At 61.8% G+C, this 22077-nt stretch carries 20 protein-coding genes and 4 tRNA genes; 22 read left to right on the top strand and 2 right to left on the bottom strand.

The features are described 5' to 3' along the window. Positions 1-4: 4 nt before the first annotated feature. Entirely contained in the window at positions 5-892 is an 888-nt protein-coding gene (locus ACZYR5_RS12615; protein ID WP_489089615.1) for a LysR family transcriptional regulator, read from the bottom strand. A gap of 147 nt (positions 893-1039) precedes the next feature. Here ACZYR5_RS12615 and leuC point away from each other — a divergent pair, with 147 nt between their 5' ends. The 22 genes from leuC to ACZYR5_RS12505 all read left to right on the top strand — a co-directional run bounded on the left by leuC (position 1040) and on the right by ACZYR5_RS12505 (position 21501). After that, positions 1040-2458: a 3-isopropylmalate dehydratase large subunit gene (gene leuC, locus ACZYR5_RS12610; protein ID WP_489089616.1), complete on the top strand. Its 1419-nt coding sequence runs from the start codon at positions 1040-1042 to the stop codon at positions 2456-2458. 11 nt (positions 2459-2469) lie between these two features. Continuing rightward, positions 2470-3114, top strand: coding sequence for a 3-isopropylmalate dehydratase small subunit (gene leuD / locus ACZYR5_RS12605; RefSeq protein ID WP_489089617.1), 645 nt, complete (start codon positions 2470-2472; stop codon positions 3112-3114). 146 nt (positions 3115-3260) lie between these two features. Next, a complete protein-coding gene (locus tag ACZYR5_RS12600) occupies positions 3261-4028 on the top strand; it encodes a class I SAM-dependent methyltransferase (RefSeq protein ID WP_489089618.1) in 768 nt (255 codons plus the stop codon). Positions 4029-4079: 51 nt separating this feature from the next. Beyond that, positions 4080-5162 (top strand): 3-isopropylmalate dehydrogenase, encoded by a 1083-nt coding sequence (gene leuB, locus ACZYR5_RS12595; protein ID WP_489089619.1) that lies wholly within the window; start codon positions 4080-4082, stop codon positions 5160-5162. A 67-nt stretch (positions 5163-5229) separates the two neighbouring features. Then, positions 5230-6342 (top strand): aspartate-semialdehyde dehydrogenase, encoded by a 1113-nt coding sequence (gene asd / locus ACZYR5_RS12590; protein WP_027616068.1) that lies wholly within the window; start codon positions 5230-5232, stop codon positions 6340-6342. A 129-nt stretch (positions 6343-6471) separates the two neighbouring features. Next, positions 6472-7206, top strand: a complete 735-nt coding sequence (locus ACZYR5_RS12585; RefSeq protein ID WP_489089620.1) for a zeta toxin family protein — start codon at positions 6472-6474, stop codon at positions 7204-7206. After that, positions 7203-7397, top strand: coding sequence for a hypothetical protein (locus tag ACZYR5_RS12580; protein WP_489089621.1), 195 nt, complete (start codon positions 7203-7205; stop codon positions 7395-7397). The genes ACZYR5_RS12585 and ACZYR5_RS12580 overlap by 4 nt, the downstream gene beginning before the upstream one ends. A 153-nt stretch (positions 7398-7550) precedes the next feature. After that, complete coding sequence (locus tag ACZYR5_RS12575) at positions 7551-8561, top strand: aspartate-semialdehyde dehydrogenase (RefSeq protein ID WP_489089622.1); 1011 nt, start codon at positions 7551-7553, stop codon at positions 8559-8561. Between the two features lie 196 nt (positions 8562-8757). Continuing rightward, positions 8758-11676, top strand: coding sequence for a motility hub landmark protein FimV (locus tag ACZYR5_RS12570; protein WP_489089623.1), 2919 nt, complete (start codon positions 8758-8760; stop codon positions 11674-11676). Between the two features lie 158 nt (positions 11677-11834). Beyond that, on the top strand, positions 11835-12659 hold the full coding sequence (truA, locus tag ACZYR5_RS12565) for a tRNA pseudouridine(38-40) synthase TruA (protein ID WP_489089961.1): 825 nt from the start codon (positions 11835-11837) through the stop codon (positions 12657-12659). Between the two features lie 63 nt (positions 12660-12722). After that, entirely contained in the window at positions 12723-13346 is a 624-nt protein-coding gene (locus tag ACZYR5_RS12560) for a phosphoribosylanthranilate isomerase (RefSeq protein ID WP_489089624.1), read from the top strand. A 275-nt stretch (positions 13347-13621) separates the two neighbouring features. Then, positions 13622-14542: an acetyl-CoA carboxylase, carboxyltransferase subunit beta gene (gene accD / locus ACZYR5_RS12555; protein WP_489089625.1), complete on the top strand. Its 921-nt coding sequence runs from the start codon at positions 13622-13624 to the stop codon at positions 14540-14542. Continuing rightward, positions 14539-15846: a bifunctional tetrahydrofolate synthase/dihydrofolate synthase gene (folC, locus tag ACZYR5_RS12550; RefSeq protein WP_489089626.1), complete on the top strand. Its 1308-nt coding sequence runs from the start codon at positions 14539-14541 to the stop codon at positions 15844-15846. The genes accD and folC overlap by 4 nt, the downstream gene beginning before the upstream one ends. After that, the gene (locus tag ACZYR5_RS12545) at positions 15830-16507 is read left to right on the top strand and encodes an SPOR domain-containing protein (protein WP_489089627.1); all 678 of its coding nucleotides are present in this window, start codon (positions 15830-15832) and stop codon (positions 16505-16507) included. Before folC ends, ACZYR5_RS12545 begins: the two co-directional genes overlap by 17 nt. Positions 16508-16605: 98 nt before the next feature. After that, on the top strand, positions 16606-17166 hold the full coding sequence (locus ACZYR5_RS12540; protein ID WP_489089628.1) for a CvpA family protein: 561 nt from the start codon (positions 16606-16608) through the stop codon (positions 17164-17166). A gap of 41 nt (positions 17167-17207) precedes the next feature. Further along, positions 17208-18713: an amidophosphoribosyltransferase gene (gene purF, locus ACZYR5_RS12535; protein WP_027616077.1), complete on the top strand. Its 1506-nt coding sequence runs from the start codon at positions 17208-17210 to the stop codon at positions 18711-18713. 78 nt (positions 18714-18791) lie between these two features. Continuing rightward, on the top strand, positions 18792-20003 hold the full coding sequence (locus ACZYR5_RS12530) for an O-succinylhomoserine sulfhydrylase (RefSeq protein ID WP_489089629.1): 1212 nt from the start codon (positions 18792-18794) through the stop codon (positions 20001-20003). Further along, a complete protein-coding gene (locus ACZYR5_RS12525; protein WP_489089630.1) occupies positions 20000-20776 on the top strand; it encodes an SDR family oxidoreductase in 777 nt (258 codons plus the stop codon). The genes ACZYR5_RS12530 and ACZYR5_RS12525 overlap by 4 nt, the downstream gene beginning before the upstream one ends. 179 nt (positions 20777-20955) lie before the next feature. Then, positions 20956-21031: transfer RNA gene (locus ACZYR5_RS12520), tRNA-Val, on the top strand. Positions 21032-21084: 53 nt separating this feature from the next. After that, positions 21085-21161, top strand: a tRNA-Asp gene (locus ACZYR5_RS12515). A 93-nt stretch (positions 21162-21254) separates the two neighbouring features. Then, positions 21255-21331, top strand: a tRNA-Asp gene (locus tag ACZYR5_RS12510). 93 nt (positions 21332-21424) lie between these two features. Beyond that, positions 21425-21501 (top strand) — tRNA-Asp (locus tag ACZYR5_RS12505). A gap of 110 nt (positions 21502-21611) precedes the next feature. Here ACZYR5_RS12505 and ACZYR5_RS12500 read toward each other — a convergent pair. After that, positions 21612-22049 carry an Lrp/AsnC family transcriptional regulator gene (locus tag ACZYR5_RS12500; RefSeq protein ID WP_489089631.1) on the bottom strand — a complete coding sequence of 146 codons (438 nt, stop codon included), beginning with the start codon at positions 22047-22049 and terminating at the stop codon, positions 21612-21614. Positions 22050-22077 lie beyond the last annotated feature (28 nt).

Raw genomic sequence — 22077 nt, 5'->3', positions numbered from 1 at the left:
CAAGTCAGCCATCATTCCCTGGCCAATCGATCTGTGCATCCAGCAAAGCCATGAAGGCCCGCGCAGCATTCGACAGCGTCCTTTCAGTGTGCACGATATAGCCTAGCTGGCGCGTGAGTTGTATGCCCGGCAACGGGATGCGCGCGACCTGCTCATCGAGCATGGTACGCGGCAGCACGCTCCAGGCAAGGCCAATGGACACCATCATCTTGATGGTTTCCAGGTAGTTGGTGCTCATGGCGATATTCGGCGTCAGCCCCTGGGTCTCGAACAGGCGCTGCACGATGTGATGAGTAAAGGTATTGCCGCCGGGGAAAACCGCCGGGTGCCGGGCAATGTCAGCCAGGGTCGCGTCATTGCTCAGCAGCAAATGTTCCGGTGCCACCACGAAATCCAGCGGGTCGTCCCAGACCGGCGTGGCCTGCACCAACGCATGAGGCTCGGGCGCCAGGGTGATCACCGCCAGTTCGGCACGACCGTGGAGAATTTCCTCATAGGCCACCTCCGAGTCGAGGAACTGGATGTCCAGGGCGACATCCGGGTACTGGCGGGTAAACGCCCTTAATAAAGGAGGCAAGCGGTGCAGGCCGATGTGATGACTGGTGGCCAGGGTCAGACGACCGGTCACCTGGCCGGTCAGGTTGGTCAGGGCGCGGCGCGTATCATCGAGCACATTGAGGATCTGGTAGGCCCGTGGCAGCAGGGCGCGCCCGGCCTCGGTCAGGCTGACTTCCCGGCCCAGGCGGTCGAACAGGCGTACGTCGAGTTGCTGCTCGAGCCCGGCGATGCGCTTGCTGATGGCCGGCTGGGTCAGGTGCAGGCGCTCGCCGGCGCCGGAGAAGCTGCCGATCTCGGCGATGGCAATAAAGGCATTGAGGTTGGCCAGGTCCATGCTCGTATTCCAGTTGGTTATCCAAAGCATAAAAATTATGAATTTGAGTTATTTAATGTAACCCCATAGCATCGACCTCACAAGCCAAGGGGTTATTGAATCGCTCAAGACCCAGGGCATAGAAACAAGCTGATGAGGAAACGTCTGATGGCCGGCAAAACGCTCTACGACAAGCTCTGGGATTCGCATTTGGTCAAGCAGCGCGACGATGGTTCGGCGCTGATCTACATCGACCGTCACATCATTCACGAAGTGACCTCGCCGCAAGCCTTCGAAGGCCTGCGCCTGGCCGGGCGCAAGCCATGGCGGATCGATGCCAATATCGCGACCCCGGACCACAACGTCCCGACCACCCCGGAGCGCAAGGGCGGTATCGAGGCGATTGTCGATCAGGTCTCGCGTTTGCAGGTTCAGACCCTCGATGACAACTGTGATGAGTACGGCATCGTCGAGTTCAAGATGAATGACGTGCGCCAGGGCATCGTCCACGTGATCGGCCCTGAGCAGGGCGCCACCTTGCCGGGCATGACCGTGGTCTGCGGTGACTCCCATACCTCGACCCACGGCGCCTTTGGTGCTTTGGCCCACGGTATCGGCACTTCCGAGGTGGAGCACGTGCTCGCCACCCAGTGCCTGGTCGCCAAGAAAATGAAGAACATGCTGGTGTCCGTCGAAGGCACCTTGCCGTTCGGCGTGACCGCCAAGGACATCGTGCTGGCGGTGATCGGCAAGATCGGCACCGCCGGCGGCAATGGCCACGCCATCGAGTTCGCCGGCAGCGCAATCCGCGAGTTGTCGGTCGAAGGCCGCATGACCATCTGCAACATGTCCATCGAAGCCGGTGCCCGTGTCGGCCTGGTGGCGGCGGATGAAAAGACCGTGGCCTACGTCAAGGGTCGCCCGTTTGCCCCGAAAGGCGCCGAGTGGGACCTGGCTGTCGAAGCCTGGAAGGACCTGGTGTCCGACGCCGATGCGGTGTTCGATACCGTGGTCGAGTTGGACGCTGCGCAGATCAAGCCGCAAGTCAGCTGGGGTACTTCGCCGGAGATGGTGTTGGCGGTTGATCAGAACGTGCCGGATCCAGAGCAGGAAATGGACCTGGTCAAGCGTGATTCCATCGTCCGTGCCTTGAAATACATGGGTTTGACCGCCAACCAGGCGATCACCGACATCCAGCTCGATCGCGTGTTCATCGGTTCCTGCACCAACTCGCGGATCGAAGACCTGCGCGCCGCGGCAGTGATAGCCAAGGGCCGCAAAGTTGCCTCGACCATCAGGCAAGCCATTGTGGTTCCGGGTTCCGGCCTGGTGAAGGCGCAGGCCGAATCCGAAGGCCTGGACAAGATTTTCCTCGAAGCCGGTTTTGAATGGCGCGAGCCGGGTTGCTCGATGTGCCTGGCAATGAACCCGGACCGTTTGGAGTCGGGCGAGCACTGCGCCTCGACCTCCAACCGTAACTTCGAAGGCCGTCAGGGTGCCGGTGGTCGTACTCACCTGGTCAGCCCGGCCATGGCCGCCGCCGCCGCCGTAAACGGTCGTTTCATCGACGTCCGCGAATTGATCTGAAGGAGCGCAGCATGAAAGCTTTTACCCAGCACACTGGTCTTGTCGCGCCTCTGGATCGTGCCAACGTCGACACCGACCAGATCATTCCCAAGCAGTTCTTGAAGTCGATCAAACGCACCGGTTTTGGTCCGAACCTGTTCGACGAGTGGCGTTACCTGGACGTGGGCCAGCCGTATCAGGACAACTCCAAGCGTCCGTTGAACAAGGATTTCGTGCTCAACGCCGAGCGTTATCAAGGTGCCAGCGTGTTGTTGGCCCGCGAAAACTTCGGTTGCGGCTCCAGCCGTGAACACGCGCCATGGGCGCTGGAAGAGTACGGTTTCCGCAGTATCATCGCGCCGAGCTATGCCGACATCTTCTTTAACAACAGCTTCAAGAACGGCTTGCTGCCGATCATCTTGAGCGACGCTGAAGTCGATGAGTTGTTCCAGCAAGTGGAAGCCAATCCGGGCTACCAGCTGCAGGTCGACCTGCAGGCCCAGACCGTAACCCGTCCCGACGGCAAGGTGCTGAGCTTCGAGATCGACGCGTTCCGCAAGCACTGCCTGCTCAACGGCCTCGACGACATCGGCCTGACCCTGCAGGACGACGAGGCGATTGCCGCGTTCGAAGCCAAGCACCGGGCGAGCCAGCCGTGGTTGTTTCGCGACGCGTGATTGATCTGAGATTGATGTAGGCAGGGCCGGCCCCTTCGCTGGCAAGCCAGCTCCTACAAGGGCAGCGTTGTACCCGTAGGAGCTGGCTTGCCAGCGAAGGGGTCGGTTCAGACACCCCAAGACTCACCCCCAAAAGGAAGTCCCCCATGACCAGCACCGCCCAGCACAGCCAGGTAGTCCAGAAACAATTCGGTGAGCAGGCCTCGGCCTACCTGAGCAGTGCCGTGCACGCTCAAGGCACCGAATTTGCCCTGCTGCAGGCCGAACTGGCAGGGCAGGGCAATGCCCGGGTCCTGGACCTGGGGTGCGGCGCCGGCCACGTGAGCTTTCACGTCGCCGCGCTGGTCAAGGAAGTGGTGGCCTACGACCTGTCGCAGCAGATGCTCGACGTGGTGGCGGCTGCTGCCGCTGAACGTGGCCTGGGCAACATCACCACGGTCAACGGTGCCGCCGAGCGCCTGCCGTTCGCCGATGGCGAATTCGACTTCGTGTTCAGCCGTTATTCGGCGCACCACTGGAGCGATCTCGGCCTGGCGCTGCGTGAAGTGCGTCGGGTATTGAAGCCCGGTGGTGTGGCGGCGTTCGTTGACGTCTTGTCACCGGGTAGCCCATTGCTCGACACTTACCTGCAGAGCGTCGAAGTGCTGCGCGACACCAGCCATGTGCGTGATTATTCCGCCGGCGAATGGTTGCGCCAGGTCAGCGAGGCGGGGTTGCATACCCGTACTACCACGCGCCAGCGCCTGCGCCTTGAATACAGCTCCTGGGTCGAGCGCATGCGCACACCGCAAGTGATGCGCGGGGCGATTCGCGAGTTGCAGCAGGCGATGGGCAACGAAGTGCGCGAGTATTTCCAGATTGAAGCCGATGGCTCGTTCAGTACCGATGTGCTGGTACTGATGGCAGAGCGCTAGAATTTTTCCGGGTGTGCCCGAGGGCGCACCGACTGATGACACGAGGAAAGCATGAGCAAGCAGATTCTGATTCTCCCAGGTGACGGTATTGGCCCGGAAATCATGGCCGAAGCGGTCAAGGTCCTGGAACTGGCCAGCGACAAGTTCACCCTCGGCTTCGAGCTGAGCCACGACGTGATCGGCGGCGCCGCCATCGACAAACACGGCGTGCCACTGGCCGATGAAACCCTGGAGCGCGCCCGCGCTGCCGACGCCGTGCTGCTGGGTGCGGTGGGCGGCCCGAAATGGGACACCATCGAGCGTGATATCCGCCCTGAGCGCGGCCTGTTGAAAATCCGTGCGCAACTGGGCCTGTTCGGCAACCTGCGTCCGGCCATCCTTTACCCGCAACTGGCCGAGGCTTCGAGCCTGAAGCCGGAAATCGTCGCGGGTCTGGATATCCTGATCGTTCGCGAGCTGACCGGCGGTATCTACTTCGGCGCGCCTCGCGGCACCCGCACTTTGGAAAACGGCGAACGCCAGTCCTACGACACCCTGCCGTACAGCGAAAGCGAAATCCGCCGCATCGCCCGCGTCGGTTTCGACATGGCCATGGTCCGTGGCAAGAAGCTGTGCTCGGTGGACAAGGCCAACGTCCTGGCATCCAGCCAACTGTGGCGCGAAATCGTCGAGCAAGTGGCCAAGGATTACCCTGAGGTCGAGCTGAGCCACATGTACGTCGACAACGCCGCCATGCAACTGGTGCGCGCGCCGAAGCAGTTCGACGTGATCGTCACCGACAACATGTTCGGCGACATCCTCTCCGACCAGGCCTCGATGCTCACCGGCTCCATCGGCATGCTGCCTTCGGCGTCCCTGGACACCAACAACAAGGGCATGTACGAGCCTTGCCACGGTTCGGCGCCGGACATCGCCGGCAAAGGCATTGCCAACCCGTTGGCGACCATTCTGTCGGTGTCGATGATGCTGCGTTACAGCTTCAATCAGCAGGCGGCGGCCGATGCCATCGAGAAAGCGGTGAGTCTTGTGCTGGATCAGGGCTTGCGCACCGGTGACATCTGGTCGAACGGTTGCACCAAAGTCGGAACGCAGGAAATGGGCGACGCAGTAGTCGCGGCGCTGCGGAATCTGTAATCTCTCGGGCCCCGCTTGTCGTTGATGTCGGCAAGCGAGCCCACTTTTTGTAAAAGGTGTAGTTGCGATGAAACGTGTAGGTCTGATCGGTTGGCGCGGTATGGTCGGTTCCGTGCTCATGCAGCGGATGCTGGAAGAGCAGGATTTCGATCTCATTGAGCCGGTGTTTTTCACCACTTCCAATGTCGGTGGCCAAGGCCCGTCCGTGGGCAAGGACATTGCTCCGCTCAAGGACGCGTACAGCATTGAAGAGCTCAAGACCCTTGACGTGATTCTGACCTGCCAGGGCGGCGACTACACCAGTGAAGTCTTCCCCAAGCTGCGCGAAGCCGGCTGGCAGGGTTACTGGATCGACGCCGCTTCCAGCCTGCGCATGCAGGATGACGCGGTGATCGTGCTGGACCCGGTGAACCGCAAGGTCATCGACCAGCAGCTGGACGCGGGCACCAAGAACTACATCGGCGGCAACTGCACCGTCAGCCTGATGCTGATGGGCCTTGGCGGTCTGTTCGAAGCCGGTCTGGTGGAGTGGATGAGCGCCATGACCTACCAGGCAGCCTCCGGTGGCGGCGCGCAGCACATGCGTGAACTGATCAAGCAAATGGGTGTGACCCACGGCGCTGTCGCCGATCAATTGGCCGATCCGGCCAGCGCGATCCTCGACATCGACCGTCGTGTGGCCGAAGCCATGCGCAGCGACGCGTACCCGACCGAAAACTTCGGCGTACCGCTGGCCGGCAGCCTGATCCCGTGGATCGACAAGGAGCTGCCGAACGGTCAAAGTCGCGAAGAGTGGAAGGCCCAGGCCGAGACCAACAAGATCCTCGGTCGCTTCAAGAGTCCGATCCCGGTGGACGGCATCTGCGTACGTGTCGGCGCGATGCGTTGCCACAGCCAGGCGCTGACCATCAAGCTGAACAAAGACGTACCGATCGCCGACATCGAAGGGCTGATCAGCCAGCACAACCCATGGGTCAAGCTGGTGCCGAACAACCGTGATATCAGCATGCAGGAGCTGAGCCCAACCAAGGTCACTGGCACCCTGAACATCCCGGTCGGCCGTCTGCGCAAGCTGAACATGGGTACCCAATACCTGGGCGCGTTCACCGTTGGCGACCAACTGCTGTGGGGCGCGGCCGAACCGCTGCGTCGCATGCTGCGGATCCTGCTCGAGCGTTGATCGAGTCATGCAATGAAAGAACCCGCGCCTTGTGAGAGGCGCGGGTTTTTTTATGGGAGCGCCAGTCAAGATGCACGCTCGCCCCCGGGCGTTAGCTGATAAAGTCTTCGGCATCACAAGGAGTGGATCATGACCGAGGAAGAGCAGGCAGTTTCCGAGCGCGCAGTGGCTTTTGCAAAGCTGAACAGGACTCGTATCGCGCGGGAACTGACGTCCCTGGATTCATATGGGAGTGATGAATACCCGGTTTCTGTGTTCATGGCTGGGTCGCCAGGAGCTGGAAAAACAGAGGTCTCCAAAGCGTTTGTAAAAATGATGCAGGCAGGTGGATCGAATGCGTTGCGTATCGATCCAGATGACTTCCGAGAATATTTCCCTGAATACACCGGCCGAAACTCCAGCCTTTTCCAGCGTGGTGTCACCTCGATTGTCGAGCGCACTCTGGACCTGGTCTACCAGCAGCGGCAGTCCTTCCTGCTGGACGGGACACTGGCCAATATTGAGGTGGCGCGGCGTAATATTTCCCGAGCCCTTGATAAAGAGAACAGGTCTGCTCAGATTATCTACGTCTACCAGAGGCCTGAACTTGCTTGGGAATTTGTATTGGCGAGGGAAAAAAGGGATGGAAGGAACATCCCTTGTTCTGAGTTTGTCAGGCAGTTCTATGCGGCAAAAGCTACTGTTTGTGCATTGAAGCGAGAGTTTGCAGCTGATTTTTTGCAGGTAGATGTCATCATCAAGGACATTGATGGCGGAAACGAGGATATCGGTATCGACCTTTCAGCCAGCGAAATTGACGGGTTTGTCATGCAGCCATATGATCTGGCTCAACTCGAAAGAATTTTGAATGGAGTATCCCAATGAAGGGCGAAAAGGTGGCAGGCGGTTCGAAGAAGGCCTATGCCTCTTCTGCGATGTCTGATTTCTTCCGCCACTACTCCGTGGAGGAAAGACGTGCGGTCTATCAATTGGCTGCCAGCGTGGCCATAAACGAGCAGAACGATGTCATTCGCGCGGCGAAAACACGCGAACCCCAAACTCCAGAATGTAAATAACTCGACTCCAAACGCCAAAGCCCAGCCCCGCGCTGGGCTTTTTGTATTTAGCGTGCCTGCTCACTATGACGGTGGCTCATACGCCACAGAAATTGCCCGCCAGCCAGCCACCCGGTAAAGTGCCGCTCCCCCCGTTTCACCTGAGGTAGAACCATGAGCCAGACCTTTGATATCGCCGTTGTCGGCGCCACCGGTACGGTTGGCGAAACCCTCGTGCAGATACTTGAAGAGCGCGATTTCCCGGTTGGCAACCTGCATCTGCTGGCCAGCAGTGAGTCGGCCGGCAGTTCGGTGTTGTACCGGGGCAAGAACGTGCGGGTGCGGGAGGTCGACGAGTTTGATTTTGCCAAGGTCCAGTTGGTGTTCTTCGCCGCCGGTCCCGCAGCGACCTTGAGCTTTGCGCCAAGGGCGACCGCTGCCGGTTGCGCGCTGATCGATCTGTCCGGCGCCTTGCCGGCGGAACAGGCGCCGCAAGTGGTACCCGAGGCCAACCCCGAGGTGCTGGCAAACCTGAAACAACCCTTTCAGGTCAGCAGTCCAAGTAGTGCGGCGACGCACCTGGCGGTGGTGCTGGCGCCCCTGCGTCAGTTGCTCGATCTGCAGCGAGTTACCGTCACTGCCAGCCTGGCGGTTTCGGCCCTGGGTCGGGAAGGGGTGACCGAACTGGCGCGGCAGACCGCTGAGCTGCTCAACGCGCGCCCACTGGAACCACGGTTCTTTGATCGGCAGATGGCGTTCAACCTGCTGGCTCAGGTTGGCACACCGGATGCGCAGGGCCACACCCTGCTGGAAAAACGCCTGGTGCGTGAACTGCGCGAAGTGGTGGCGCAGCCAGCGCTGAAAATATCTGTGACCTGCATTCAAGCCCCGGTGTTTTTTGGCGATAGCCTGAGCGTGACGCTGGAATCATCGCGGCCGGTCGACCTGGCGGCAGTCAACGCAGCGCTGGAGGCGGGCGAGGGCATCGAGCTGGTGGACGCCGACGATTATCCGACCCCGGTGGGCGACGCGGTGGGTCAGGACGTGGTCTATGTCGGCCGGGTTCGCCATGGAATCGACGAGCCGTCGGAACTTAATCTGTGGCTGACGTCAGATAACGTGCGCAAGGGGGCCGCGTTGAACGCGGTTCAGGTGGCCGAATTGTTGATAAAACGCCTTGTGTAAAAGATACTTGGCAACAATTTGTCGAATGATTTCAACTCGACGCTATGCTTGCACACGGGCCGCCATGCGCGGCCTGTACAGACACTCGTGACTTAATCGCGCACGGACTCATCCGAGGCTCGTGCGCTATGCCTTTTGGCAGCGACAAATAACACCTTCTCGCTGGCCGAGGAATGTTCAAACAAAGGAAGAGGCTATGGTTCAAGTTCGCAAACTGGTGTTAGCAATAGCGGCCGCCTCGGCGCTGTCCTCCGGTATGGCGCATGCCCTCGGGCTCGGGGAACTGACCCTGAAGTCGACCCTGAACCAGCCGTTGGTGGCCGAGATCGAGCTGCTCGATGTCAAAGACCTCACGGCGGCGGAAGTGGTGCCAAGCCTGGCCTCGGCCGATGATTTCGCCAAGGCGGGCGTGGATCGCCAGGCCTTCCTCAACGACCTGACCTTCACTCCAGTGCTCAATGCCAGCGGCAAGAGCGTGTTGCGGGTCACCTCCAGCCAGCCCTTGTCCGAACCCATGGTGAAATTCCTGGTTCAGGTGATGTGGCCCAACGGCCGCCTGCTGCGCGACTACAGCGTATTGCTTGATCCCTCGAAGTTCTCGCCAGAGACGGCCGATGCCGCTGCACAAGGCGCGCCGGCGATCAATGCGCCGGTGACCGGGGCGACTGCCCAGCATGTCACCGCACCGCGCGACACCTTGTGGGAAATTGCCGCCAAGGCGCGCAACGGTGGCTCGATCCAGCAGACCATGCTGGCGATCCAGGCCTTGAACCCCGATGCATTCATCGATGGCAACATCAACCGCTTGAAGGCCGGCGCGGTCCTGCGCCTGCCGGATGCCACGCAAAGCACCAGCCTGGCGCAGTCCCAGGCCATTGCCCAGGTGGCGGCGCAGAACAAGGCCTGGCGTGAAGGTCGCCGCTATGTGCCGCCTCAAGCGCAGCAACTCGATGCAACCGGCCGTGCTCGCCAACCGGCCCCGGCTCGCGGCGCCGCCCAGGACAACTTGAGCCTGGTATCGGCTGAATCCGGCAAGAAAGCCGGCAAAGGAGCGGTCGGCGATAGCAAGGGGATCGGCAACCAACTGGCGGTCACCCAGGAAAGCCTCGACACCACCCGGCGTGACAACGCCGAGCTGAAAAGTCGCATGGCTGATCTGCAGAGCCAGATGGACAAGCTGCAGCGTCTGATCGAACTGAAGAACAACCAATTGGCCAAGCTGCAGACCGAAGGCGGTGCACCGGCGGATGCCAGCACCGATCCGGCAGCCGCCATGCCGGCCGAGCTGGCAGCCCAGCCCGCAGTAGCGCCGGCCGAAACAGCTGCCCCTGCTCCCGAACCGGCCGCTGAAGTTGCGCCAGCGGCACCGGCCGAGGTGCCTGCCAAACAGACGCCGGAACAAACCTACAACGAACTGCTGACCAATCCGCTGCTGATGGGTCTGATCGGTGGCGGCGCCGTGCTGCTGGCGCTGGTGTTGCTGTTGCTGGCGCGTCGACGCAAGGCCCAGCAGGAAGCCGAGAAGCACCTGCGCATGGCCAAGGCACTGGCTGAAGAGCCGGCGTTCGCCGAGGACCTCGACCTGCCGGAAAGCAGCTTCGAAGGCCTCGAAGTGCCGGAGCCAGCGCCCAAGCTGGTGACCCCGTCGGTCGTTGCTGAAGCGCCGGCTGCGGTTGCGCCCGCAGCACCAACGCCGGCCCCTGCGGTAACCCCGGTGGTGATGACCGCGCCGATCGCCGCGCCGCTGGTGACACCGGCCAGCGAGCGTGTCGATGACGTACTCGGCCATGTGCAGACGCATATCGATGAAGGCCGTTTGAACCAGGCGGTCAGCCTGCTCGAAGAGGGCATCAAGCAAGAGCCGCAGCGCAGTGATCTGCGCCTCAAGCTCATGGAAGTCCATGGCTTGCAGGGCGATCGCGATGCGTTCGTGGTCCAGGAGCGCCAGTTGATCGCCAATGGCGATAACTTCGCCAAGGTCGAGGAGCTCAAAGGCCGTTTTCCGGCCATGGCGGCTGCCGCTGTCGTGGGCGGGATCGCTGCCGCAGCGGCCACCGCCGAGCTGGACGCCCAATACGTCAAGGAGCTGCTGCTTGATCAGCCAGAGGCGCCGGTTGCGGAGCCTGAAGCGACAAGCGCCAGCGAAGAGGATTTCGACGCCGCGTTCGACCTGGATCTGGATCAGCCCGAGGTGACTGAAGAGTTGTCGCCAGTAGCGCCTGTTGCCGAAGTTGCGGCACTGGACGAAGACTTCGATGCTGCATTTGACCTCGATCTGGATCAACCCGCAGTGACCGAAGAGCCGCCGCAGGTGGCCACCGAGTCCACGCCGCCGCTCGACGTTGCGGCGCTGGATGAGGACTTCGATGCTGCGTTCGATCTCGACCTTGATCAACCGGAAGTCACCCAGGAGTCGCCAGTCGCCGAGGCTGCAGTGCCGGACGAGAACTTCGACGCCGCCTTCGACCTCGATCTGGACCAACTGGAAGCGGTGTCGCCAGCGGTGGTTGCCAGCACGCCAGTCGCCGATCTGGAAGACTTTCCGCTGGACGACGACCTGAGCTTCGACTCGGCCTTGCAGCAGGCAGAGGTCACGGACACTGTCGGTGAGCTGGCCGATTTCGATCTCGACCTGGCGGGCGATGTGCCCGAGGCCACCCTGGCCGCAGACGAGGCCGTGCTGAATCTCGACGATCAGCCTGTAGCCGAGGCGCCGGTCATCGATGAACCGACGCCGGATGATCTGGATCTGCCGGCCGACTTCGACCTGTCTCTGGCCGATGAAATGGCAACACCTGCCAAGTCGGACGATTTCATCGCTGATCTGGATGACATGCACGACGAGCTGGATCGGTTTTCCGCGGATCTGCAGGACCCGCCAATCTCCGAGCCGAGCTTTACCGCTGACGATGCAGCGCTGGCGATGGACGGCGATGATGAGTCGTTCGATTTCCTCGCTGGCACCGATGAGGTCGCCACCAAGCTCGACCTGGCCCAGGCCTACCTCGACATGGGTGACCAGGACGGCGCGCGGGACATCCTTGGCGAAGTCATCAGCGAAGGCAGTGAAGGGCAGAAAAACGAAGCCCGGGAGATGCTCGCACGCCTGGCGTGATGATCGTTTCTTGCAGTTGATCGAAAACGGCAGCCCCTGAAGGCTGCCGTTTTTGTTGGTGCGGCTGGCATCCCGGCATGAGCGCCTTATAATGCCCGCCTTTGCGTCTACCAGCAGGCTGTTACCCCTTGGCAAATATTGATAACCCGGCTGCCGAAATGGCCGCCGAAGGCTTCTTCCGGATCGCCCTGGGCGTTGAATACAAGGGCTCGCGTTATCGCGGCTGGCAGCGCCAGGCCTCTGGCGTGGCCACGGTGCAGTTGGCCCTGGAGAATGCCCTGTCGAAAGTCGCCGACTCGCCGGTGTCCCTGCACTGCGCGGGGCGCACCGACGCCGGCGTGCACGCCTGTGGCCAGGTGGTGCATTTCGACACCCAGGTCGAGCGTTCGATGAAGGCCTGGGTCATGGGCGCCAACATCAACTTGCCCCACGACATCAGCGTCAGCTGGGCCAAGGTCATGCCGGCGCATTTCCATGCCCGCTTCAAGGCGATCGCCCGGCGTTACCGCTACGTGATCTATAACGATCAGATTCGCCCGGCGCACCTCAACGAAGAAATCACCTGGAACCATCGGCCGCTCGATGTCGAACGCATGGCCGAGGCCGCGCAGTATCTGCTGGGCGTGCATGACTTCAGCGCGTTTCGCGCCGGGCAGTGCCAGGCCAAGTCGCCGATCAAGGAAATCCATCACCTGCGCGTTACCCGCCACGGCAAGATGATCGTGCTGGATATCCGCGCCAGCGCCTTCCTGCACCACATGGTGCGAAATATCGCCGGAGTGCTGATGACCATCGGTACCGGCGAGCGTCCGGTGGAGTGGGCCAAAGAAGTACTGGAAAGCCGGATCCGCCGCACTGGCGGTGTTACGGCGCACCCTTACGGGCTGTATCTGGTGCAGGTGGAATACCGCGAGGAGTTCCCGTTGCCCGAGCGTTACATCGGTCCACATTTCCTCACGGGTTTCTCGGAACTTGACGGCTGACGCCTGCGAATGCATTTGCTACCATCCGGAACTTTCCCCGATTTGCACTGAGGTTCCAACGACATGCCAGCCGTTCGCAGCAAGATTTGTGGGATTACCCGCATAGAAGATGCGCTGGCGGCAGTCGAGGCTGGGGCCGATGCCATCGGCCTGGTGTTCTACGCCAGGAGTCCGCGGGCAGTCACGGTGCAGCAGGCGCGGGCGATTATCGCTGTGTTGCCGCCGTTCGTGACCACCGTGGGCCTGTTCGTCAACGCCAGTCGCTGCGAGTTGGGCGAGATTCTCGATGCGGTGCCGCTCGACCTCCTGCAGTTCCATGGCGACGAGCCGGCCGACTTTTGCGAAAGCTGGCATCGTCCCTACATCAAGGCCCTGCGGGTGAAGGCCGGCGATGATATCGCCGCCGCCTGCAACGCCTATCCCACTGCCAGCGGTGTATTGCTCGATACCTACGTGGAAGGTGTGCCCGGTGGAACCGGGGAGGCCTTCGACTGGTCACTGATACCGCCGGGCCTGAGCAAACCAATCATTCTCGCGGGTGGCTTGACTCCGGCCAATGTTGCCGAGGCGATTGCACGGGTCCGGCCTTATGCAGTGGATGTCAGTGGCGGGGTGGAGCAGGGCAAGGGCATCAAGGATCACGCGAAAATTCACGCTTTTATGCAGGCCGTGCGCGGTAGCGCGTGATGATGTGACGGCTGGCAGTCTGCCGCCGTCCACTGCATGGTACAAAACACGCGCTGCGTACAGCAGGCGGGCGCCGCCCTCGGGCGAGCCGAAACCGACAGGGGCAACCGCGCAGCGCCGGTTGCCTGGATGGCTGAGGATCGAGTGCGTTGCAGGCAGGTCGAGTGCCGACCCCGCAACGAACCGATCATCGCCGCACACATGAATTTAGCTCAAGGGCATACGCGGGGCTGCGAACCAGAGTGTTCGGGCCGCCGGTACTGGAGAAAGAAAGCATGAGCAACTGGTTAGTAGACAAACTGATCCCTTCGATCATGCGTTCCGAGGTGAAGAAAAGCTCGGTGCCTGAAGGTCTGTGGCACAAGTGCCCATCGTGCGAGGCGGTGCTCTACCGTCCGGAGTTGGAAAAGACCCTGGATGTTTGCCCCAAGTGCAATCACCACATGCGTATCGGCGCCCGCGCGCGGATCGACATCTTCCTCGACGCTGAAGGCCGTGCCGAGCTGGGTGCTGACCTGGAGCCGGTTGACCGTCTGAAGTTCCGCGACGGCAAGAAATACAAGGACCGCCTGACGGCCGCACAGAAGCAGACCGGCGAAAAAGACGCGCTGGTGTCCATGAGCGGCACCCTGCTGGGCATGCCGGTGGTGGTTTCGGCCTTCGAATTCTCCTTCATGGGTGGCTCGATGGGCGCCATCGTCGGCGAGCGTTTCGTGCGCGCGGCCAACTATGCCCTGGAACACCGTTGCCCAATGATCTGCTTCGCCGCTTCCGGCGGTGCGCGGATGCAGGAAGCGCTGATCTCGCTGATGCAAATGGCCAAGACCTCGGCGGTGCTGGCGCGTCTGCGCGAAGAAGGCATCCCGTTCATCTCGGTACTGACCGACCCGGTCTACGGCGGCGTATCCGCCAGCCTGGCAATGCTCGGTGACGTGATCGTCGGCGAGCCGAAAGCCCTGATCGGCTTTGCCGGTCCGCGGGTGATCGAGCAGACCGTGCGTGAAAAACTGCCGGAAGGCTTCCAGCGCAGCGAATTCCTGCTGGAACACGGTGCCATCGACATGATCGTCGCGCGCGCCGAACTGCGTCCACGCCTGGGCAACCTGCTGGCGCAAATGATGGGTCTGCCGACGCCAGTGTTCGTCGCTGCGCCTATCGAGCCAATCGTGGTTCCACCGGCACCTGCCAACCTATGACCGAGCGTACCCTTGGCGAATGGCTCGCCTACCTTGAGCAACTGCATCCGTCCGCCATCGACATGGGGCTTGCGCGCTCGCAAGAGGTAGCCTCCCGCATGGGATTGGGCAAGCCGGCGCCTCGGGTGATCACGGTCACCGGCACCAACGGCAAGGGTTCCACCTGTGCATTCGTGGCTTCGTTGCTGCGTGCGCAGGGCCTGAACGTCGGTGTCTACAATTCTCCGCACCTGCTGCATTACAACGAGCGGGTGCAGGTCAATGGCGTGCAAGCCACTGACGCCCAGCTGTGCGAGGCCTTTGCTGCGGTAGAGGCCGGTCGCGGCGAGACCACCCTGACTTACTTCGAAATGGGCACCCTGGCGGCGTTCTGGCTGTTCCAGCGGGCCGGGCTCGATGCGGTGGTACTCGAAGTCGGCCTGGGCGGGCGTCTGGACACGGTCAATCTGGTGGATGCCGACATCGCGCTGGTCACCAGCATTGGCGTCGATCACGCCGACTACCTGGGCAATACCCGTGAATCCGTGGCCTTCGAGAAGGCCGGGATCTTCCGTCAGGGCGCGCCGGCGCTGTGCGGCGACCTCAATCCGCCGCAGCCGCTGCTGGACAAGGCGCGCGAGCTGGCGTGTCCATTCTTCCTGCGTGGCCGCGACTTCGATCTGGCTATGACCGAGCAACACTGGCAATGGCGCGGTGTCGACGCAAAGGGTCAGCCGATCGAGCTGCAGGATATACCGTTGCTCGACCTGCCGATGGAAAACGCCGCCCTCGCGCTGCAGGCCTACGCATTGCTGGGCCTGCCCTGGGTGCCTGGGCAACTGGCGGCCGCACTGACGGCAACCAAGGTCATCGGTCGCCTCGATCGGCGCCAGTTCAGCTGGCACGGCAAGCGCCTGAACCTGATGCTGGATGTCGGTCACAACCCGCATGCCGCGCAGTATCTGGCCCAGCGCCTGGCCAGTCGCCCGGTGGCCGGTCGACGCCTGGCGGTGTTCGGCTTGCTGGCCGACAAGGACCTGGATGGCGTGGTCGGCGAATTGAATGCTAGTGTCGCGCATTGGGCGGTTGCTCCGCTCGATTCTGCGCGCGCTCGCCCGGTAGAGGATTTGCAGACGGCGTTGCAGAACCTTGGTGCTTCGGTGAGTTCCTATGCCAGCGTGGCCGAGGCCCTGGAAGGGCAGAGCGCGCAGGCGACGGCAGACGACGAGATTCTGCTGTTCGGATCATTTTATTGTGTCGCCGAGGCCCTTGAATGGCTGGCCCGGCGCTCCACGGAGGAAGCGGCAGATGGCATTGCTGGATAACGCGTACAAGCAGCGGATGGTCGGCGCCCTGGTATTGGTGGCGCTGGCGGTGATTTTCCTGCCGATGCTGTTTTCCCGGGAAGACGAGCAGCGCCAGGTGGTGGTCCAGGCTCCGGCCGCGCCTCAAGCGCCCGTAATGCCGCAAGTGCAGGTCGAGCCAGTGGCGGTTCCTGAGCCGCAAGCGCTGCCGCAGGAGCCGGTGCCAGGCGATGACGAGATCGCCATTGGCGATACCGTGCCGCCCACCCCGAGCACGCCAGTCGCGGCACCGAGCGCGCCTATCGCTGCGGCGCCGGCCCCGGTGGTTGCCAAGCCGGTTGCACCGCCAGTATCGAAACCTGCACCGGCACCTGCACCTGCGCCTGCTCCGGTCGCGACGGCCAAGCCCGACACCACCCAGAGCCGGGTCGATGCCAACGGCCTGTCGGTCAGCTGGTCAGTGCAATTGGCCAGCCTGTCCAATCGCGAAAGCGCCGAAAGCCTGCAGAAAACCCTGCGCAGCCAGGGCTACAACGCCTACATCCGCACCGCCGATGGCAAGAATCGGGTGTTTGTCGGGCCGCTGATCGAGCGCGCCGAAGCCGACCGTTTGCGCGATGTGCTCAATCGCAAGCAGAACCTCAAGGGTTTTGTGGTGCGCTTCCAGCCTGAGCGTGGCTGAAACTATCGTCCCAATGTGAAATGCAGTGAAAATCGCAGCTTACCGATAGCCATGGGCTCTGCTAAAATGCGCCGCCTTATCCGTCTGTAGGCTGTACTGTGCCATTTACCTGGGTTGACTGGGCGATCGTTGCAATCATCGCCATCTCCGCATTGATCAGTCTGAGCCGCGGCTTCGTAAAGGAAGCACTATCGCTGGTGACCTGGATCATCGCAGGAGTCGTTGCCTGGATGTTTGGTGGTTCACTGTCCGAGTACCTCGCCGGATACATCGAAACTCCGTCGGCCCGCATCATCGCGGGCTGTGCCATCCTGTTTGTCGCGACCCTCGTGGTTGGCGCCATGATCAATTATCTTATCGGCGAACTGATTCGCGTCACCGGCCTCTCCGGGACCGATCGTTTTCTCGGCATGGCCTTCGGCGCGGCGCGTGGCGCGTTGCTGGTGGTCACCGCCGTCGGGCTGTTGAGCCTGGGCCCGGTACAGCAGGATGCCTGGTGGCAGGAGTCGAGGCTCGTGCCACAATTTCTATTGGTTGCAGACTGGTCCAAAAACCTCATATTGGGGTGGAGCAGTCAGTGGCTGGCCAGCGGTATCAGCGTACCCGCTGAAATACCGTTCAAGGAGCACCTCTTGCCGACGGCGAAAACGCCGCAGTGAGTCGTGTTCAGTTCAGTTTCATTAAGTAGGGGTTGCGTCGCATGTGTGGCATCGTCGGTATCGTCGGTAAGTCGAACGTCAATCAGGCGCTGTATGACGCGCTAACCGTCCTCCAGCACCGCGGCCAGGACGCTGCCGGTATTGTGACCAGCCACGATGGCCGGTTATTCCTGCGCAAGGACAATGGCCTGGTGCGTGACGTGTTTCAGCAGCGTCACATGCAGCGCCTGGTCGGTCAGATGGGTATCGGTCATGTGCGTTATCCGACCGCTGGTAGCTCGACTTCGGCCGAAGCTCAGCCGTTTTACGTCAACTCGCCGTATGGCATCACCCTGGCGCACAACGGCAACCTGACCAACGTTGAACAGCTGGCCAAGGAGATTTACGAATCTGACCTGCGCCACGTCAACACCAGCTCCGACTCGGAAGTCCTGCTCAACGTGTTCGCTCACGAACTGGCCCAGCGCGGCAAGTTGCAGCCAACCGAAGAAGACGTGTTTGCCGCCGTCACCGACGTGCACAACCGTTGCGTCGGTGGTTACGCGGTCGTGGCCATGATCACCGGCTACGGTATCGTCGGTTTCCGCGACCCGCACGGCATCCGCCCGATCGTGTTCGGCCAGCGTCACACCGACGAAGGCGTCGAGTACATGATCGCCTCGGAAAGCGTTTCCCTGGACGTGCTGGGCTTCACCCTGATTCGCGACCTCGCGCCAGGCGAAGCGGTCTACATCACTGAAGACGGCAAGCTGCACACCCGTCAGTGCGCGACCAACCCATCCCTGACCCCGTGCATCTTCGAACACGTCTACCTGGCGCGTCCGGACTCGATCATCGATGGCGTATCGGTGTACAAGGCCCGTCTGCGCATGGGTGAGAAGCTGGCCGAGAAGATTCTGCGCGAGCGTCCGGAACACGACATCGACGTGGTCATCCCGATTCCGGACACCAGCCGCACCGCGGCCCTGGAGTTGGCGAACCACCTGGGCGTGAAATTCCGCGAAGGTTTCGTCAAGAACCGCTACATCGGCCGGACCTTCATCATGCCGGGCCAGGCTGCACGGAAAAAATCCGTACGCCAGAAGCTCAACGCCATCGAACTGGAATTCCGCGGCAAGAACGTGATGCTGGTGGACGACTCGATAGTGCGCGGCACCACTTGCAAGCAGATCATCCAGATGGCTCGAGAAGCAGGCGCGAAGAACGTCTACTTCTGCTCCGCGGCGCCGGCCGTGCGTTATCCGAACGTGTACGGCATCGACATGCCAAGCGCCCACGAGCTGATCGCGCACAACCGTTCGACCCAGGACGTGGCCGACCTGATCGGTGCCGACTGGCTGATCTATCAGGACCTGCCTGACTTGATCGAAGCGGTCGGTGGCGGCAAGATCAAGATCGAGCAGTTCGATTGCGCAGTGTTCGACGGCAAGTACGTGACCGGTGACGTCGACGAGGCTTATCTGAACAAGATCGAGCAGGCACGCAACGATGCCTCCAAGGTCAAGACCCAGGCGGTCAGTGCGATCATCGATCTGTACAACAACTGAGTAAAAACCGGCCCCCAGGGGCCGGTTTTTGTATCGATCAAAGACCTTTATTTCAAGAGCAAGGCAAGGAGTGACAGCATGAGTCAGGATTGGGATGCCGGTCGGCTGGACAGCGACCTCGAAGGCGTAGCGTTCGATACCCTGGCCGTTCGTGCCGGTCAGCACCGTACGCCGGAAGGTGAGCACGGGGATCCGATGTTCTTCACCTCCAGCTACGTATTCCGTACGGCCGCCGACGCTGCCGCGCGGTTTGCTGGTGAAGTGCCGGGCAACGTTTATTCGCGCTACACCAACCCCACCGTGCGCGCATTCGAAGAGCGGATCGCCGCCCTCGAGGGCGCCGAGCAGGCGGTGGCCACAGCCACCGGCATGGCGGCCATCCTTGCAGTGGTCATGAGCCTGTGCAGCGCCGGCGATCACGTGCTGGTATCGCGCAGCGTGTTCGGTTCGACCATCAGTTTGTTTGAGAAGTACTTCAAGCGCTTCGGCATCGAAGTCGATTACGTGCCCCTGGCCGACCTGTCGGGCTGGGATGCGGCAATCAAGGCCAACACCAAACTGCTGTTCGTCGAATCGCCGTCGAACCCGTTGGCCGAACTGGTGGACATTGCCGCGCTGGCGGAAGTGGCCCACGCCAAGGGCGCGATGCTGGTGGTCGACAACTGCTTCTGCACCCCGGCCTTGCAGCAACCGCTGAAGCTGGGCGCCGACGTGGTGGTGCATTCGGCGACCAAGTTCATCGACGGCCAGGGTCGTTGCATGGGCGGTGTAGTCGCCGGTCGCAGCGAGCAGATGAAAGAAGTGGTGGGTTTCCTGCGTACCGCCGGGCCGACCCTCAGCCCGTTCAACGCCTGGATCTTCCTCAAGGGCCTCGAGACCCTGAACCTGCGGATGAAGGCGCACTGCGCCAACGCCCAGCAACTGGCCGAATGGCTGGAGCAGCAGGACGGCATCGAGAAGGTCCACTACGCCGGCCTCAAGAGCCATCCGCAGCACGAACTGGCCCAGCGCCAGCAGAAGGGCTTCGGTGCCGTGGTGAGTTTCGAGGTCAAGGGCGGCAAAGAGGGCGCCTGGCGCTTCATCGACGCTACCCGACTGATTTCGATCACCGCCAACCTGGGCGACAGCAAGACCACCATCACCCACCCAAGCACCACGTCCCACGGCCGCCTGGCGCCGCAGGAGCGTGAAGCAGCGGGGATTCGTGACAGCCTGATCCGCATTGCCGTGGGCCTGGAAGACGTGGTCGACCTGCAAGCCGACCTGGCGCGCGGGCTGGCTGCCTTGTGATCGAGTTGTCTGCGCCGATCAGTGGCGTTAACGGCCGGGTCGCCCTGGTTACCGGTGCCGCCCGCGGCATCGGCCTGGGCATCGCCGCCTGGCTGATCAGCGAAGGCTGGCAGGTGGTGCTGACCGACCTCGACCGTGAGCGTGGCTCCAAAGTCGCCAAGGCCCTCGGCGAGCACGCCTGGTTCATCACCATGGACGTGGCCGACGAGGAGCAGGTGACCCGTGGCGTGGCCGAGGTGCTGGGGCAATTTGGTCGCCTCGACGCGTTGGTGTGCAACGCGGCGGTCGCCGAGCCACGCAACATCACTCTGGAAAGCCTCGACCTGGCGTACTGGAATCGAGTGCTGGCGGTCAATCTCAGCGGGCCGATGCTCCTGGCCAAGCACTGCGCGCCGTACCTGCGCGCGCACAACGGGGCCATCGTCAATCTGGCGTCGACCCGTGCCGGGCAGTCGGAGCCAGATACCGAGGCTTATGCCGCGAGCAAGGGCGGCCTGCTGGCCTTGACCCACGCCCTGGCCATCAGCCTTGGCCCGGAGATTCGGGTCAATGCGGTCAGCCCGGGCTGGATTGACGCTCGGGATCCGTCAGCGCGCCGTGCCGACCCCCTCAGCGACGCCGACCACGCCCAGCATCCAGCGGGCAGGGTAGGCACGGTCGAGGATGTGGCGGCGATGGTGGCGTGGTTGCTGTCGAGGAATGCCGGTTTCGTCACTGGGCAAGAGTTTGTGGTGGACGGCGGCATGACCAAGAAAATGATCTACGAGACGTAGAGCTCATAAGTGACCAGTTGCAAGCGGCAAGTAACAGCCGTTCGGTGTTGGGTCTCCGTGCGCATTTCAACTTGTAGCTTGCAGCTTGGTAGCTTTTAGCTGTTTTTGAAAAAAACCTAACGCTGCTATTGACTTAGCTTCGGTATCTGCGTAAATTTCGCGGCCTCGGAGAAGCAAACGGGTGATTAGCTCAGCTGGGAGAGCGTCTGCCTTACAAGCAGAATGTCGGCGGTTCGATCCCGTCATCACCCACCACTCCCGAGAGTCCTGCGCAAGCAGGGCGGATGCTGAAATGCCTCCACCGACGCGCAGCGGTAGTTCAGTCGGTTAGAATACCGGCCTGTCACGCCGGGGGTCGCGGGTTCGAGTCCCGTCCGCTGCGCCATATTTTCCAGATCGGCTGAAGCCGGTTTGCGATTGCAAAGCCTCAAGGCTTTACAGTCTGACCAGTTCACCGGACGCAAGTCCACAGCGATACGCAGCGGTAGTTCAGTCGGTTAGAATACCGGCCTGTCACGCCGGGGGTCGCGGGTTCGAGTCCCGTCCGCTGCGCCATATTTTCCAGATCGGCTGACACCGGTTTGCGATTGCGAAGCCTCAAGGCTTTACAGTCAGACCAGTTCATCGGACGCAAGTCCACAGCGATACGCAGCGGTAGTTCAGTCGGTTAGAATACCGGCCTGTCACGCCGGGGGTCGCGGGTTCGAGTCCCGTCCGCTGCGCCATATTGGCTACACCCTGCAAACGCCCCGACTTGTTCGGGGCGTTTTGCGTTGGGTCGAGCAAAAAAATGCTCCGTATCTTCAGGTACGGAGCTTTTTTTTTGCGCGCTGCGTCAGGCCATGGGCGGCAGGCGGCGTTTGACCGGGGTCTTCTTGACGATGGCGGTGTTGGTCTCGGCGTAGCTGTTGAGGCGGTCGAGCAGGGTGTCGAGTTGCTCCATCGAGCGCACGTGCAGGCGGGCGATGAAACAGTCTTCGCCGGTGACCTTGTCACATTCGGTGAACTCGGCAATACCCTGGATCTGCCGTTCGACGTTCTGCAACTGCCCGGGCAGCGGGCGGATGCGCACGATGGCCTGCAATTGATATCCAAAGCACTTGGGGTCGATCTCCACCGTATAGCCCTTGAGCACGCCGCGCTCTTCGAGGCGGCGCAGGCGCTCGGCGACGCTGGGAGAAGACAGGCCGCTGATCTGCGCCAGGGCCTTGAGCGAGCGCCGCGAATCTTCCATGAGGGCGGCAATCAGCATTTGATCGATATCGTCGGTCATCTGAACCTCGGTAAGGCAAAAAGCCTGG

This window comes from Pseudomonas sp. F007, from assembly GCF_057814275.1.
Note: the sequence above shows the minus strand (reverse complement) of the source record. Positions and strands in the feature narration are given on the sequence as shown.